The sequence below is a fragment of the Bradyrhizobium sp. BR2003 genome (genome assembly GCF_009720285.1).
Classification (GTDB): domain Bacteria; phylum Pseudomonadota; class Alphaproteobacteria; order Rhizobiales; family Xanthobacteraceae; genus Bradyrhizobium; species Bradyrhizobium elkanii.
Map to the genome: position 1 here is coordinate 51,153 of NZ_SMYJ01000015.1, position 14,162 is coordinate 65,314.

Below are 14,162 nucleotides of genomic sequence, written 5' to 3' on the forward strand. Positions count from 1 at the left end.
GAGAACTCTCGCAACAATCAAAGCCGGTGGTTATGGGTCCCTGCTTTCGCAGGGACGACAGTGGGGCGAGTTGGGTCACGAGTCACCCTTCGGCAGATAGTCGTTGGTGTAGAACGCCTTCGGATTGGCCTTGGCCTTGGCGTCGAGGCCGCCATACTCGACCATCAGATTGACCGACTCGGTCATGTTCTGGTCGGTGACCTGGAACGGCCGCTTGGTCCTGGTCTCCGGCGTGCGATAGAGCGGGATCGTCAGCTCGAAGCCTTGCGTCAACGTGTCGATCTTGCCGCCCTTCGGATTGGCGTCGAGGATCGACTGCGCGGCGGCCTCGGGGTCCTTCTCCGCGGCTTCCACCGCCTTGGTGGTCGCCGACATGAAGCGGCGGACCAGGTCGGCATTGGCCTTCACATAGTCGGAGTTCGCGATGATGCCCGACGACACCATGTTGATGCCGTAGTCGGCGAACTTGATCGGATAGACGTCCTTGCCGGTGGCGTCCTTGATCTTCATCGACTGGTCCATGACGTAGCCGAGCAAGAGGTCGGCCTGGCCATTGATCACGGCGTTGAGCTTGGTCTGGCCGTCGCCGGCGACGGTGTTGAAATCGCTTTCCTTCAGACCGGTCTTCTTCAGGAACAGCGGCCAGATCTGCGTCATCGAATCCGCCGGCGTGATCGCGACCGTCTTGCCCTTGATGTCCTCCGGCTTCCTGATGTTCTTGTCGGCAAGGCTCATCGCCGACATCGGGCTGGTCTGCAGCAGCACGCCGGTGGCGATCACGGGTGCGCCCTTCACCGCGGCACGCATCATCGTGGGCACGTCGACATAGCCGAAATCGGCGGTCTTGGCGGCCACCGCCTGCGTGGTCGAAGCCGAACCGCGGCCTTCCTGGATCTCGAGGTCGATGCCCTCAGTGGCGTAGATACCCTTGGCCTTGCCGTAATAGAACGGCGCATGCTCGCCATAGACGTACCAGTTCAGCATGAGCACGACCTTGTCGGCCGCGGACACCGGTGCCACCGCAAGCGCGGTCCAGGCCAGCGCGGCACCTGCGACCGCAATCAAACGCTTCATGGTTGTTCTCCCTTTATTGTCCGCGGTCCTTGTGTGGACCGCTTGTCCGGTTGCTGCGCTAGGAAGCGAAGATGATGTCGTCGCGCTGGCTGACGTGCCAGGGGATCACCAGCCGCTCGATGCGGTCGACGATCCAGAACAGGATGACGCCGAGCAGCGCGAGGATCACCAGCGCGGCGAACATCGTCGGCAGGTCGAAGGTGCCGATCGAGCGCTGCATCACATAGCCGATGCCGGAATTGGAGCCGACGAACTCTCCGACGACGGCGCCGACTACGGCGAGCGTCACCGAGACTTTCAGGCCGGAGAAGATCGCGGGCATCGCGTGCGGCAGGTTGACTGCGCGGAACACCTGGAAGCGGCTGCCCTGCATCGCGCGCGCCAGATCGACCATATCAGGGTCGACCGACTTGAAGCCCTGCACCGCCGAGACCACGACGGGGAAGAAGCCGAGCAGGAATGCGGAGATCACCTTGGGAATGATGCCGAAGCCGAACCACACCACGAACAGCGGCGCGATCGCGATCTTCGGCACGGACTGGGAGAACACCAGGAGCGGATAGACGTAGCTCTCGACCGTCTTCGAACCCGCGATCAGCATCGCGACGGGAATGCCGAACAGCGCCGAGAGCAGGAAGCCGCAAATCGTTGCATAGGTGGTCGGCCAGGACTGCCGCAACAGCTCCGGCCAGTCGCTCCAGAGCACCGCCACGACGTCGCCGGGCGAAGGAATTTGGTAGGCCGGAATATGGAGCAGGCGGATCGCGAGGTCCCAGGCCGCCACGACGACGACCAGGAACAGGAACGGACGTACCCACGCCGCATTCAGCACCTTCGACAGGCCCGAAGGGCTCTTTGCCTCCGCCACGTCACGCTCCCTTTGCAGTCTCTCTGTTCGTTCAGAAATTAACCCGTTGGATAAATACTGTCCAGCCCCAAGCGCGCGGCAAAATCGCACCGAAATACGCTACTTTCGTCAGGTGAGAATTCTATGATCCGTAGCCCGGATGCAGCGGAGCGTAATCCGGGGCCCGGAGTGTCTACGGATAAAGCTGCCCTGGATTGCGCTGCGCTGCATCCGGGCTACAAGACACCATTGGCAGTGAGCGCGAACGCGCCGCCTCACACCACGCGATGTTCCATCGACTTCAGCGTCGGCATCGTCCCGCCGAATGCCGCCGTCGACTTGCCGGTCAGCGCCGCCAGCACCAGCGCGGTCATGTGCTCGAGGCGCTCGTCGCGGGCGTCCTTCTTCAGGAGGTCGCGGCCGAAGATCACGCTCAGCGTGGCGCTGTTGGAAAGATAGAAGAACGCCAGCCCGGCGATCGAGATGTAGAGCTGCACCGGATCGACGACGACGCGGAAATCGCCGCTCTCGACCCCGCGCGTCACCACGGTGCGGATCATCTCGACAAAGGGCGAATGCATCGACTTGACCTTGGTCGATCGCTTCAGGTGTTTTGCCTTGGCGAGGTTTTCCGTGTTCAGCAGTGCCAGGAACTCGGGATTGCGCAGAAAATAGTTCCACGTGAAGTCGATCAGGCGTCCGATCGCCTCGGGCGGATCGAGATGCTCGAGATCGAGGGTGCGCTCCTCGGCGCGGATCTTCTCATAGGCGCCTTCCAGCACCTCGAGATAAAGATCCTCCTTGTTGCCGACGTGGTAGTACAGCATGCGCTTGTTGGCGCCGGCGTTGGCCGCGATGCGGTCGACCCGCGCGCCGGCGAGGCCATGGGCGGCGAATTCCTGCTTGGCGGCCTCGAGAATCCGCAGCCGCATCCCCTGGGGGTCGCGCTGCCATCTCTGTATTCGCTTTGCCTTGGCCAAATCGATCGCCCGGTGATGCTGGGTTGGTAAGTGTAGCATGACGCGCGACGTTTGAGAACGAATGTTGTCGTGATGCTCGTGCGGGAATATTTCTCGCAACCACCCTCCTCGTCATTCCCCGGTGCGCAATTGCGCACCTGAGGGCGTGCGCAGCACGAACCGGGATCCATCGGGCAACATGTTCCGTGCGTGGATGGATTCCGGGTTCTCGCTTCGCGAGCCCCGGAATGACGAGAAATTCAAAACACGCACTGTCGTGACGACCCGCGGATGAGACGCGGCCTAGTCCGGCTTTCCTTGTGACGGCTGCACCAGAAGCGTCGGCACGCCGCATGTGCCGTTGCGCACCGTCATTACGCGCGTGCCGGGCTTGCGGCCGGTGCGGACTTCGGAGACGTCGACGCCAGCGGCAATCAGCCGCGTACGTGTGGCATCGATGTCGGCGACGCGCCAGCAGATGCCGCGCAGCCGGTCCGGCGCGTCCGTCTCCGATTTGCCCGGCCGGTGCGTGATCTCGACCACGAGGTCGCCGCAGCGGAAGAACATCAGCCGGCCCCACTCCGGATGCGATCGGTCGAGCGCCATGTCGAGGCCGAGCCGCGCGCCATAGAGCGCGGCGGCGCGTTCCGAATCGGCGGTCGAAACCACCACGTGATCCATCGCGGTGATCGATGCGGTCGTGGTGCGGACCGACAGCGGCCGCTCCTGCTCGCGCTCCAGGAAGAACATGCGCACGCCGCGCGTCGCATCGGTCGCAGCGCGGGTCCGCTTCCACGACAGTGTGGCGCCACTGGCCTCGTCGCGGCTTTCGACTTCAGTGACGGGTTCGGGCTTCAGCGTCAGCCGGTCGAGCCTGCGGTGTGTCCTGGCGATGTCGCTGGTGCGGAAGCAGAGGCTCGCAAGCCCCTCGCCCTGGGTGGCAAGCGCGCTGCGGACGCGCTGAGCTGCATCGTCGTCGCCGAGCGGCGCCACCAATTCCAGCGTGGTGTTGTCGAGCGTGAACAGTGTGCGGTCCGCGCCACCGCCGCTGTAGCGCCAGGAAGGCGTCCGCGCGAACAGCGTCTCGTAGGCCGCGCTGGCAGCCGCGATGTCGCCGGTCAGGACGACGACGTGATCGAGACCGGTAATCATGGCTGCAACCTCCCCGAATCTGCCGTCATTGTGTTTCTCCCTTGACCCAACCCGGAACCACGGACTGCCGCCGGCCGTTATGCCGCATGCCAGAACGGCCCGGCGCAGTCATCACCTCTACCTGTAAACCAGGCAGGGTTGCGAATAATTTCAGCGATATCGGCCGATCAGCAATGCTAGTCTGGAACCGCCGGCCGGGATCACACCAAGCCACGACGGAAAGCGAATGCAGGCTCTCTTCATCGGACAGACCTATATCGACGTCACCTTCATCACGGATCACATGCCCGTCGGCGACGAAAAGCACGTCGCCGACGCCTATGCGGTGTCGTTCGGCGGCAACGCCGTGACCGCAGCATTCTGCTGCGCCAAGCTCGGCGTCCCGCCGGACCTGATCGCCACCATGGCCAATGACTGGCTGGGACGGATGTTCTGGGACATGGCCGACAGGTACGGCATCTCGTTCCACCCCCGCAAGGTCAACTCCTCCTCGCTGTCCTTCATCATGCCCAACGACGGCAAACGCGCCATCGTCCGCTGCCGCGACGACCAGCACATCCACCCCTTTCCGCTGCTGAACATCAAGGGCTGCCGCGCGCTGCACATCGACGGCCACCAGCCGGACGCCGCGATCCATTATGCGAAGCTGTGCCGCGAGGACGGCATCCTGACCTCGCTCGACGGCGGCGGCCTGCGCACCAACACCCACGAGCTGCTCGCATTCATCGACATTGCGATCGTCGCCGAACGGCTGTGCGAGCAGATGGACAAGACGCCGGAGCAGATGCTCGACTATCTCAAGAGCCGCGGCTGCAAGGTCGGCGGCGTCACCATGGGCGAGCGCGGCCTGCTCTGGTATGACGAGGCCGGCACAATGCGCACGCTGCCGGCCTTCCCGATCCCGCGCGCGCGCGTGATCGATACCAACGGCGCCGGCGACGTCTTCCACGGCGCCTACATCTATTCCTACCTTTCGAACCCGAGCAAAGGCTGGCATGAGCACTTCAAGTTCGCGCGTGCAGCCTCGACCTTCAAGATCCAGAAGCTCGGCAACGAGGCCGGCTTGCCGACACTCGCCGACATCGCAGCCGTCAAGCAGGAATTTCGCGCCGAGGCCTGATATCGGTGAACGCGGCTAGGCCATGAGACACGTCTTCGTTGCCGGCAGCATCAATATGGACGTGGTGGCGACCACCGAGCGCCATCCGCGGATCGGCGAGACCGTGGCCGGCGAGGCCGTGCTGTATTTTCCCGGCGGCAAGGGCGCCAACCAGGCGGTGGCTTCGGCCAAACTCGGCATACCGACCACGCTGATCGGCCGGCTCGGCGCCGACGCGTTTGGCAAGGAGCTGCGAGCGTTCCTTGCCGCGCAGGGCGTCGATCTCACCTCGGTCAAGACCACGCACGGTACGCATTCCGGCACGGCGATCATCACGATCGCCAATGCCGACAACACGATTGTCGTCGTGCCGGGCGCCAACGGGCTCGTTGACACTCATGATGTCAAGGTCCCCTCACTTATGAAGGGTGACGTCGCGGTCAGCCAGTTCGAGATTCCGCTGCCGGCGATCGCTGCCTTCTTCCGGCGCGCCCGCGCCGTCGGCGCCACCACGATCCTCAATCCGGCACCGGCGAAACAGGCCGACAAGGCTCTGCTCGATCTCGTCGACATCCTCGTTCTGAACGAGACCGAACTCGGCTACCTGACTGGCACGGAGCTGCGCGACGGCGACACGCCGGAGCGCTTCGCACAGGCGGCACGGGCGTTGGGGCAAGGCAGGATCGTCTGCGTCACGCTCGGAAAACGCGGCGTGCTGGCGCTGGTCGAGGACCGACCGCTGCTCGTGCCGGGACGCGAGGTCAAGGCCGTCGACACCACAGGCGCCGGCGATTGCTTCGTCGGCGCCCTCGCCTCACAGCTCGCCATCGGCAAGCCGCTCGGCGACGCACTGGCCTACGCCAACGCCGCCGCCTCGATTTGCGTGCAACGGATGGGCGCCGCGCCGTCGATGCCGACGGCGGATGAGGTGGCCGCTGTTCTTTCCACGCGTCGTCCCGGCGAAGGCCGGGACCCATGACCACGACTGTCAAATGTTGCGCGGCGTTAGAACGACGAGTCTCGTTCACCAGACCCGCCGCGGAGTATGGTCCCGGCGTTCGCCGGACGACAAGGGGGTTAGGCCAACGCACTCTTCAAATCGAAGCTCGCATCCGCTGCCTGCTCCGGGGTGATCGAGCCGCCGGCGCCGAGCAGCCGGCGGCCGAACATGTGATCGCCGGCGCGGTTGACCGATTCGATGCCGAGCAGTTTGTCACCGCGATAGCAGAACGCCGAGAACGCGCCCTGGGCGCGGTCGCCGCGCACCACGACGCGATCGTAGCCGGTGGTGAGACCCGCCATCTGCAGCTTGTCGGGGCCCTGGTCGCTCCAGAACCACGGCAGGCCGTCATAGACCTCGGTCTTGCCGGTCAGCCGCGACGCCACGCAGCGCGCATGGTCGGTCGCGTTCTGCACCGACTCCAGCCGCAGCGATCCGCCGAAGCGTTTGCTGGTATAGAGCGCGCAATCGCCGATCGCGGAGACATTCGGATCGGCGGTCAGAAGATGCTCGTCGACGATGATGCCGGATGCCACCGGCAGGCCGGCCTCCGCCGCAAGCTCGACATTCGGCAGCACGCCGACGCCGACCACGACGAGATCGGCCGGGATATGCGTGCCGTTGCTCAGGCTGACGCCGGTAACCTTGCCGCCATCGGCCTCGATCGCCGTGACCTGCACCCCGAGGTGAATCCGGATGCCGGCCGCGCTGTGGCGGGATTGCGAGAACTCGGAAATCTCCGCGGTCACCGCCCGCGCCATCACGCGGGAGGCGAGTTCGACCACGTCGACCTCGAGGCCCTTGGCCCGCGCGGTGGCGGCGAATTCGAGCCCGATGAAGCCCGCGCCGATCACGACAACACGCATGCCGGGCGCGATCAAGTCGCGCAGCGCCTGGCTCTCATCCAGGATGCGCAGGTAGCGGACTGCATCGAGCCTGGCGTTGGGGATATCCAGCAGCCGGTTGCGCGCGCCGGTGGCGAACACCAGGTGGCCGTAGTCGAGCGATGCGCCGGAGGCGAGCACCACTTTCCGCGCATTGCGGTCGATCGCATGGGCGCGATCGGTGATCAACTCGATCTTGTTGTCCTGGTAGAATTTGTCGGGCCGGAACATCAGGGTCTCGGGCCCGCCGGTCCCCTTCAGATAGGCCTTCGACAGCGGCGGCCGCTGATACGGCAAATGGCCTTCATCATTGATCAGGGCGATGCGTTCGGCGAAGCCGGCCTGGCGCAGCGACGCCGCGAGCTGGAAGCCGGCGTGTCCGGCGCCGACGATGATGACCGAGCCCGTCATCGGAACAACCCAAATACGCGCGAGCAGGAGTGACCCATGCCGTTTCCTCTTGTCGATGTTAGCTTGCTTGCCCCGTCCCCACAGCGCTCGTGTCTGCGTACCGAAGGCGCGTGCCATTTGGCCTCATGGCTCGCACCGATGCAAGGGGGTCTCAGGCGATTCTGGGCGCACCCGCGGTCCCCGGCCGCCGGGCCGGATTGCCACGGCTCCCGCCAAGGCCTTAAATGTGCGGAACCAACAAGCCCAAGGTCTTCAATATGCCAGCACCCGCCCCCTCCGCCAACGACCCCGCCTTGCTCCGCATCGACGGCGCCATCGCGACCATCACGCTGAACCGGCCGGCCGCGTTCAACGCGATCGACATGACGATCGCCAAAAAGCTCGAGCAGCTCAGCGCCGAGGTCGAAGCCAACAAGGACGTTCGCGTGTTGGTCATCGAGGGCGAAGGCCGCTCCTTCTGCGCCGGCGGCGATCTGCAGACCATCGGCGCCGCGACCGAAGCCAACAATGTCGCTCCCGTGGTCGGCGAGATGCTTCACCACTACCATGCCTTCATCGAGACGGTCCGGCGGATGCCGAAGATCGTGCTATCCAGCGTGCATGGTTCGGCGGCCGGCGCCGGCATGGGCCTCGCGTTCGTGACCGACCTGTGTATCGCCGCAGACGATGCCCGCTTCACGCCCGCCTATGCCAAGATCGGCGTATCGCCGGATGGCGGCAGCACGGTCGGCATCGTCGGCACGGTCGGTACCCGCCGCGCGCTGCAGATTTTCCTCGCCGAGGATGGCTTCACCGCGCAACAGGCCTATGAATGGGGTCTCGTCGTCAAGACCGTCCCCGCGGCCGAGCTGAAGGCGGCCACCCGGCAGCTCGCCGAGCGGCTGGCGCAAAATCCGCCCGCCGCAATCGCGGGGACCAAATCTCTGGTCTATCAGGCCGCCACTACGCCGACCAAGCAGCAGCTCGACGCCGAGGAACACAAGATCATCACGGCGATGCATACCGACGATTTCCGCGTCGCCGTGAAGAAGTTCACCAGCAAGTCGAAGTAGAGGTTGGCTAGTTCGGGCAGATGTATCCCGTGCCGCCGGGCGCCTTGAAGCACCCGACCGACTCCGGGATCACCTGCTTGGGCAGCCACAGCACGACCTTCGGAAAATAGATCGTGAAGCAGATCGTGACCAGGAACACGACATAGATCGGCAACGCCGCCCGCAACGCTTTTGCAAAGCTGATGCCGACGAATTTCGAGGCCATCAGCAGCACGAGCCCGTAGGGCGGCGTGATCAGGCCGAATGCCAGCGTTGCGATGAGCACCACGCCCATATGCACGCCGTTGATGTCGCCGGCCTGGGTCAGCGCGTTGACCAGCGGCATGAAGATGATGATGGTCGGCACCGGCTCGATGAAGTCGCCGACCACGGTGAACAGCAGCACCATCAGGAGCATGATGAGGTGGGGATCGTTGCCGGCGATCGAGGTGATCCAGTCGGCGATGTAGATCGCGCCGCGCAGATAGGCCAGCATCCAGCCGAACGCGTTCGCCGCGCCGATCGTGATCAGCGGCAGCGAGAAGATCAGGCCGGCCAGACAGAAATCATACGGGATCTTTTTCAAATGCCCGCGATTCAACGCCGGGATCACCACGACAATGATGTAGGCGACCGCGACCACGCCGGCCTCGGTCGGCGTGAACCAGCCGGTCAGGATGCCGCCGAGCAGGATCACCGGGATCATCATCGGCAGCGCCGCATCACCGGCGGCGAACACTACCTGGCGCAGCGGCGCGCGCGGCTTGCGCAGGCCCGAGGGCCCGAAGAAATAGCAATAGATCATCAGCCCGAAGCCGATCATCAGCCCGGGGACCACGCCGGCCATGAACAGCCCGGCGATCGAGACATTGCCGACCGCACCATAGACCACCGCCGTGATGCTCGGCGGCACCAGCGCTGCGATCGTCGACGCCGAGGCGATGATCGCGGCGATGAAGGCCGGCTCATACCCTTCCCGCCGCATCGGGCCGCCGAGCGCCCGGCTCATGACCGCGACGTCGGCGGTGGTCGAGCCCGACATCTCCGAGAAGAACATGCTGAAGACGACGACGACCTGCGACAGCCCGCTCCTGATGTGACCGACCAGCGAGACCGACAGGTTGGCAATGCGGACCACGACATTGGCCGAGCTCATGAGCTCGCCGACCAAGAGGAAGAACGGGATCGCAAGCAGCGCCTCGGAATCGACGCCGTCGAAGATCTTCTGGATGATCGCCGCCAGCGAGACGTCTGATAGCACTGCGCCGACGAACACGCCGGCCATCAGCGAGAACGGCACGGGCACGCCGAGATAGCCGAAGAACAGGAAGCAGGACGACATCAGCGCAAGCACGACCGGTGCGCTCACGGCTGCACTCCCGTCGTCGCGGGGGTGTCGATCGCAGGAATCGGAAGGTCGTCATCCGGCGGCTCCGGATGGTCGAAGCCGTTGCGGATGCCGTTGACGAGCTGCTCGATCGTGAACAGGCCGATCAGGATGCCGGACAGCGGGATCACCGCATAGAGCGAGGCGATCGGCGTACCCGACGGCAGGCGGAAGCTGCCGAAGCCGCGGAGGTAATTTTGATAACCGTACCAGACCAGGCAGAAGGCGACGCCCAGCACCACCAGACGGATGACGATCTCGACGAACAGCCGCGACCTGCCATGCAGCGCTTCGGAGATCGCGGTGAGATAGAGATGGTCGTTGCGCCGTGTCGCGACCGCGGCCCCGATGAAGATCGCGTAGATGAACAGCGTCGAGGTCACCTCCTGCAGCCACAGCCAGGGATGACCGATGGTGCGGGTGACGATATCGGCGGTCACCGACAGCGAGAAGCCGAAGCACAGCAAGCCGCACAGCATCATCAGGATCAGCTCGAGCCGGTCGAGCGCCCGCCATTTCAGATGCCGCTGCCGTTGCAGCACCAGCGTGTCGGCGATGGCCATGGCTCGCGCCCCCCGTCGACCCGGGCTAGTTGACCGCGCGGATCAAATTCTTGATCTTCTCCGCATGCGGCCCGAGATCCTTGGCGAGCTTGTCGAGATAGGGATCGGCGATCGCGGTAAAGCTCTTCTTGTCGACGTCCTCGACCACCTTGACGCCGAACGACTTCAGTTTTGCAGCCGCGTTCTTCTCCAATTCGAACGCCTTCGCCGGCTCCTTGGCGCTCACCTCGGCGGCCGCCGTCGTCACCCAGGTCTTCTGCTCGGCTGAAAGGCTCCGCCACAGCTTGTCGCTGACGAACAGCAGCGCATTGTTGGCCTCGTGCTCGGTCATCGAGAGCACCGGCGCGACTTCGTAGTGCTTGTTGACGAGGTAAACGTTCACGCTGTTTTCCGCCGCATCGACGACGCCGGTCTGCAATGACGTGTACACGCTGCCGAACGGCATATGGACGGTTTGCGCCGCGTAAGCCGGGAAGATCGTGTCTTCCGTAGCCGTCGCCTGTACGCGAATCTTTACACCCTTGAGGTCGCTGACGTTGTGGATTTCCTTCCTCGCATAGATGCTTCTCACACCTTGGCTGCCCGTCGCGATGACATGCAGGCCTTGCGACGTGTCGTCGATCATCGCCTTGATCGCATCGATCACTTTCTGATCGGCAAGCGCCTTGACCACGTGGTTGGCATCGCGGAACAGGAAGTGCAGCGACATCACACCGGCCTGCGGCGAGATGGTTGCCGTGTTCGCCGACGAGATGATGGCGAATTCAATGTCTCCGGATTTCACAAGCTGCAGCAGCTGCGGCTCCTGTCCGAGCTGCGCCCCCGGATACTGGTCGACGATCATGGTCCCCTTGCTCAATTCCTTGAGCTTGGCGGAGAACATGTCGTAGGCGACGCTGTAACCGGTATTGAGCTGCTGATCGTGCGCGAAGCGGTAGTGCTTGACCTCCTGCGCGCCAGCACGCGGCGGCAGCAGCAACGCTGCCGCAGCCATGGCAATCCCGACGATCCCAGCCGAATAGCCCATCGCGACGTTCCCCCTGTTCTTAATTGAGGGGATCATCCCACCAGTCGCGCGGGATTGTCAATAAAACAGGCGAAACGAGCCGCCCGCGGGCATTATAGAGCGCCGCATCGCAGAAATTATCGACAATTCGACCTTGCTACTTCCCCTTGGCGCGCATGAAGTCGAAATCGCAGCCCTCGTCGGCCTGCAGGATGGTCTCGTTGAAAAGGTGCGCGTAGCCGCGCTTGGCCCAATCGGGCGTACCGGCCGGCGCGAGTGCGGCGCGGCGCTTCTGCAATTCGGCCTCGTCGACCAAAAGATCGATGCTGCGCTTGGCGACATCGAGCCGGATCATGTCGCCGTTCCGCACCAGCCCGAGCGGACCGCCGACGGCGGATTCCGGCGTGATGTGCAGCACGATGGTGCCGAACGCGGTGCCACTCATCCGCGCATCGGAGATGCGGACCATATCCTTCACGCCGGCGCGCGCGAGTTTCTTCGGGATCGGCAGGTAACCCGCCTCCGGCATGCCCGGCGCGCCCTTCGGGCCGGCATTGCGCAGCACCAGCACGTCGTCGGCGGTCACATCGAGCGCGGGATCGTCGATCCGCAGCGTCATGTCCTCGACCGACTCGAACACCACGGCGCGGCCGGTGTGCTGCAGCAGCTTCGGGCTCGCAGCCGACTGCTTGATCACGGCACCGCGCGGCGCGAGATTGCCGTGCAGGATCGCCATGGCGCCTTCGGATTTGATCGGGTTCGCCTTGGAGCGGATCGCATCTTGCCCCGGCACATCCTCGGCATTGGCGACGACCTCACGCAAGGTCTGGCCGGTGATGGTCTTGGCATCGAGGTCGATGAGATCGCCGAGCTGCGCCATCAGCTTCGGCACGCCGCCGGCATGATGGAAATGTTCCATGTAGTGTTCGCCCGACGGCTTGAGGTCGATTAGCACGGGGACCTCGCGGCCGAGCCTGTCGAACGCCTCGAGGTCGATCTTGTGCGGCGAGCGGTTGGCGATGGCGGTGAGATGGATCAGCCCGTTGGTCGAGCCGCCGATCGCCTGCATGACGACCTGGGCGTTGCGGAACGAGGATGGCGTCAGGATCTCGCTCGGCTTCGGTCCCTTGGTCTTCGCCATCTCGGCGGCGACGCGGCCGCTGGCCTCCGCAGAGCGGAAGCGCTCGGCATGCGGCGCCGGGATCGTCGCGCTCATCGGCAGCGACAGGCCAAGCGCCTCGGTGATGCAGGCCATGGTGGAGGCGGTGCCCATCACCATGCAAGTGCCCACGGAAGGCGCGAGGCGGCCGTTCACCGCCTCGATCTCGTTGTCGTCGATCTCGCTGGCGCGATACTTGCCCCACAGCCTGCGGCAGTCCGTGCAGGCGCCGAGCACCTCGCCCTTGTGATGGCCGACGACCATGGGCCCGACCGGAATCACCACCGTCGGCAGATCGGCGCTGATCGCGGCCATGATCTGCGCCGGCAAGGTCTTGTCGCAACCGCCGATCACGACCACCGCATCCATCGGCTGGGCGCGGATCATCTCCTCGGTATCCATCGCCATCAGGTTGCGCAGATACATCGAGGTCGGGTGCGCAAAGCTCTCCGCGATCGAGATCGTCGGGAACACGAACGGCATCGCGCCCGACAGCATCACGCCGCGCTTCACGGCCTCGATGATCTGAGGCACGTTGCCGTGGCAGGGATTGTAGTCGCTGTAGGTGTTGGTGATGCCCACGATCGGGCGATTGAGCGCATCGTCCGAATAGCCCATCGCCTTGATGAAGGCCTTGCGCAGGAACAGCGAGAAGCCGGCGTCACCATAGCTTGTCAGTCCCTTGCGAAGTCCGTCGGCCATTTTCTTCTCGTCCCGTGGTTGTTCGCCGCACTTAAGGAGCAGCAGGAATTATTGTCAATATGAGATAATCCGGTCGCAGCAGTGGCTGGTCTGCGACAAAATCGCCCCCATTATTGACAATAACCGTAGCGCCATGCTGACCTCAGGCATCGATCCGAAGCCGAGAGCGCATGACAGCCGAGCCAACATTGCCCGAACTCCAGGCCCCCTCGCGCGAGGAGGAACAGGCCGAGGTGATCCGCCGGCTGGAGGAGGACATCATCTTCGGCCGCTTCGCGCCTGGTTTGCGGCTGGTCGAGGATACCCTGATGCAGCGATATGGCGCGAGCCGGCATTTCGTCCGCCAGGCACTGTTCCAGCTCGAGCGCCAGGGCATCGTGCTGCGCGAGAAGAATGTCGGCGCCACGGTTCGGTTCTATTCGGCCGAGGAAGTACGGCAGATCTATGAGGTACGCGAGATGCTGACGCGCCAGGCCGCGCTGATGATCGCCCTGCCCGCGCCGCAAAGCCTGATCGACCAATTGAGCGAGCTGCAACGGCATTACTGCACCAAGGCCGAGGTGCAGGACATGCGCGGCATTCACGAGACCAACGATGCGTTCCACCTCGCGCTGTTCTCCGCCTGCGGCAATCCCTACCTCGTCCGCTCGCTGCAGGACTACATGAACCTGACGCTGCCGATGCGCGCCAAAAATCTCGCCGACAGCGAGGGCCTCGCATTGTCGCGCCGCCAGCACGAATTGATGATCGAGCTCTTGAAAGGCCGCGACAGCTGGGCGCTGGCGCAGCTCTGCGTCGATCACATGCAGTACAGTAAGGCGGATTATCTCGTCCGCATCTCCAACGACAAAAAGCCGCAATAGCGCGATACGCGGCCTCCTCGTGAAG

The 14,162-nt window shown here is 64.2% G+C and carries 13 protein-coding genes; 4 read left to right on the forward strand and 9 right to left on the reverse strand.

Annotated elements, in window-relative coordinates; genetic code table 11:
• Positions 1–75 precede the first annotated feature (75 nt).
• The 4 genes from E2I15_RS10160 to E2I15_RS10175 form a co-directional block, all read right to left on the reverse strand.
• The gene (locus E2I15_RS10160; protein WP_137477055.1) at positions 76–1,074 is read right to left on the reverse strand and encodes an ABC transporter substrate-binding protein; all 999 of its coding nucleotides are present in this window, start codon (positions 1,072–1,074) and stop codon (positions 76–78) included.
• Positions 1,075–1,132: 58 nt separating this feature from the next.
• Positions 1,133–1,942 carry an ABC transporter permease gene (locus E2I15_RS10165; RefSeq protein WP_137477056.1) on the reverse strand — a complete coding sequence of 270 codons (810 nt, stop codon included), beginning with the start codon at positions 1,940–1,942 and terminating at the stop codon, positions 1,133–1,135.
• A gap of 254 nt (positions 1,943–2,196) precedes the next feature.
• Positions 2,197–2,853 carry a TetR/AcrR family transcriptional regulator gene (locus E2I15_RS10170; RefSeq protein WP_137477057.1) on the reverse strand — a complete coding sequence of 219 codons (657 nt, stop codon included), beginning with the start codon at positions 2,851–2,853 and terminating at the stop codon, positions 2,197–2,199.
• Positions 2,854–3,183: 330 nt separating this feature from the next.
• Positions 3,184–4,032: a VOC family protein gene (locus E2I15_RS10175; RefSeq protein ID WP_137477058.1), complete on the reverse strand. Its 849-nt coding sequence runs from the start codon at positions 4,030–4,032 to the stop codon at positions 3,184–3,186.
• A gap of 226 nt (positions 4,033–4,258) precedes the next feature.
• Between E2I15_RS10175 and E2I15_RS10180 the strand changes: the two genes are divergently transcribed.
• Positions 4,259–5,152, forward strand: a complete 894-nt coding sequence (locus tag E2I15_RS10180; protein WP_137477059.1) for a sugar kinase — start codon at positions 4,259–4,261, stop codon at positions 5,150–5,152.
• A 22-nt stretch (positions 5,153–5,174) separates the two neighbouring features.
• Positions 5,175–6,110 (forward strand): ribokinase, encoded by a 936-nt coding sequence (gene rbsK, locus E2I15_RS10185; RefSeq protein WP_137477060.1) that lies wholly within the window; start codon positions 5,175–5,177, stop codon positions 6,108–6,110.
• 98 nt (positions 6,111–6,208) lie between these two features.
• On the opposite strand, the gene E2I15_RS10190 is transcribed toward rbsK, so the two are convergent.
• Positions 6,209–7,426 carry an NAD(P)/FAD-dependent oxidoreductase gene (locus E2I15_RS10190; protein WP_137477061.1) on the reverse strand — a complete coding sequence of 406 codons (1,218 nt, stop codon included), beginning with the start codon at positions 7,424–7,426 and terminating at the stop codon, positions 6,209–6,211.
• Positions 7,427–7,683: 257 nt separating this feature from the next.
• Here E2I15_RS10190 and E2I15_RS10195 point away from each other — a divergent pair, with 257 nt between their 5' ends.
• Entirely contained in the window at positions 7,684–8,478 is a 795-nt protein-coding gene (locus E2I15_RS10195; RefSeq protein WP_137477062.1) for an enoyl-CoA hydratase/isomerase family protein, read from the forward strand.
• A 7-nt stretch (positions 8,479–8,485) separates the two neighbouring features.
• Here the strand turns inward: E2I15_RS10195 and E2I15_RS10200 are convergent, their stop codons facing one another.
• From E2I15_RS10200 to E2I15_RS10215, 4 genes are all read right to left on the reverse strand, one after another.
• Positions 8,486–9,826: a TRAP transporter large permease gene (locus tag E2I15_RS10200; protein ID WP_137477063.1), complete on the reverse strand. Its 1,341-nt coding sequence runs from the start codon at positions 9,824–9,826 to the stop codon at positions 8,486–8,488.
• Complete coding sequence (locus E2I15_RS10205) at positions 9,823–10,407, reverse strand: TRAP transporter small permease (protein WP_137477064.1); 585 nt, start codon at positions 10,405–10,407, stop codon at positions 9,823–9,825. The genes E2I15_RS10200 and E2I15_RS10205 overlap by 4 nt, the downstream gene beginning before the upstream one ends.
• A 25-nt stretch (positions 10,408–10,432) precedes the next feature.
• Entirely contained in the window at positions 10,433–11,434 is a 1,002-nt protein-coding gene (locus E2I15_RS10210) for a TRAP transporter substrate-binding protein (protein ID WP_422109812.1), read from the reverse strand.
• Positions 11,435–11,570: 136 nt separating this feature from the next.
• Positions 11,571–13,274: an IlvD/Edd family dehydratase gene (locus E2I15_RS10215; RefSeq protein ID WP_137477065.1), complete on the reverse strand. Its 1,704-nt coding sequence runs from the start codon at positions 13,272–13,274 to the stop codon at positions 11,571–11,573.
• Between the two features lie 170 nt (positions 13,275–13,444).
• Between E2I15_RS10215 and E2I15_RS10220 the strand changes: the two genes are divergently transcribed.
• Complete coding sequence (locus E2I15_RS10220; protein ID WP_137477066.1) at positions 13,445–14,137, forward strand: GntR family transcriptional regulator; 693 nt, start codon at positions 13,445–13,447, stop codon at positions 14,135–14,137.
• Positions 14,138–14,162: the final 25 nt, after the last annotated feature.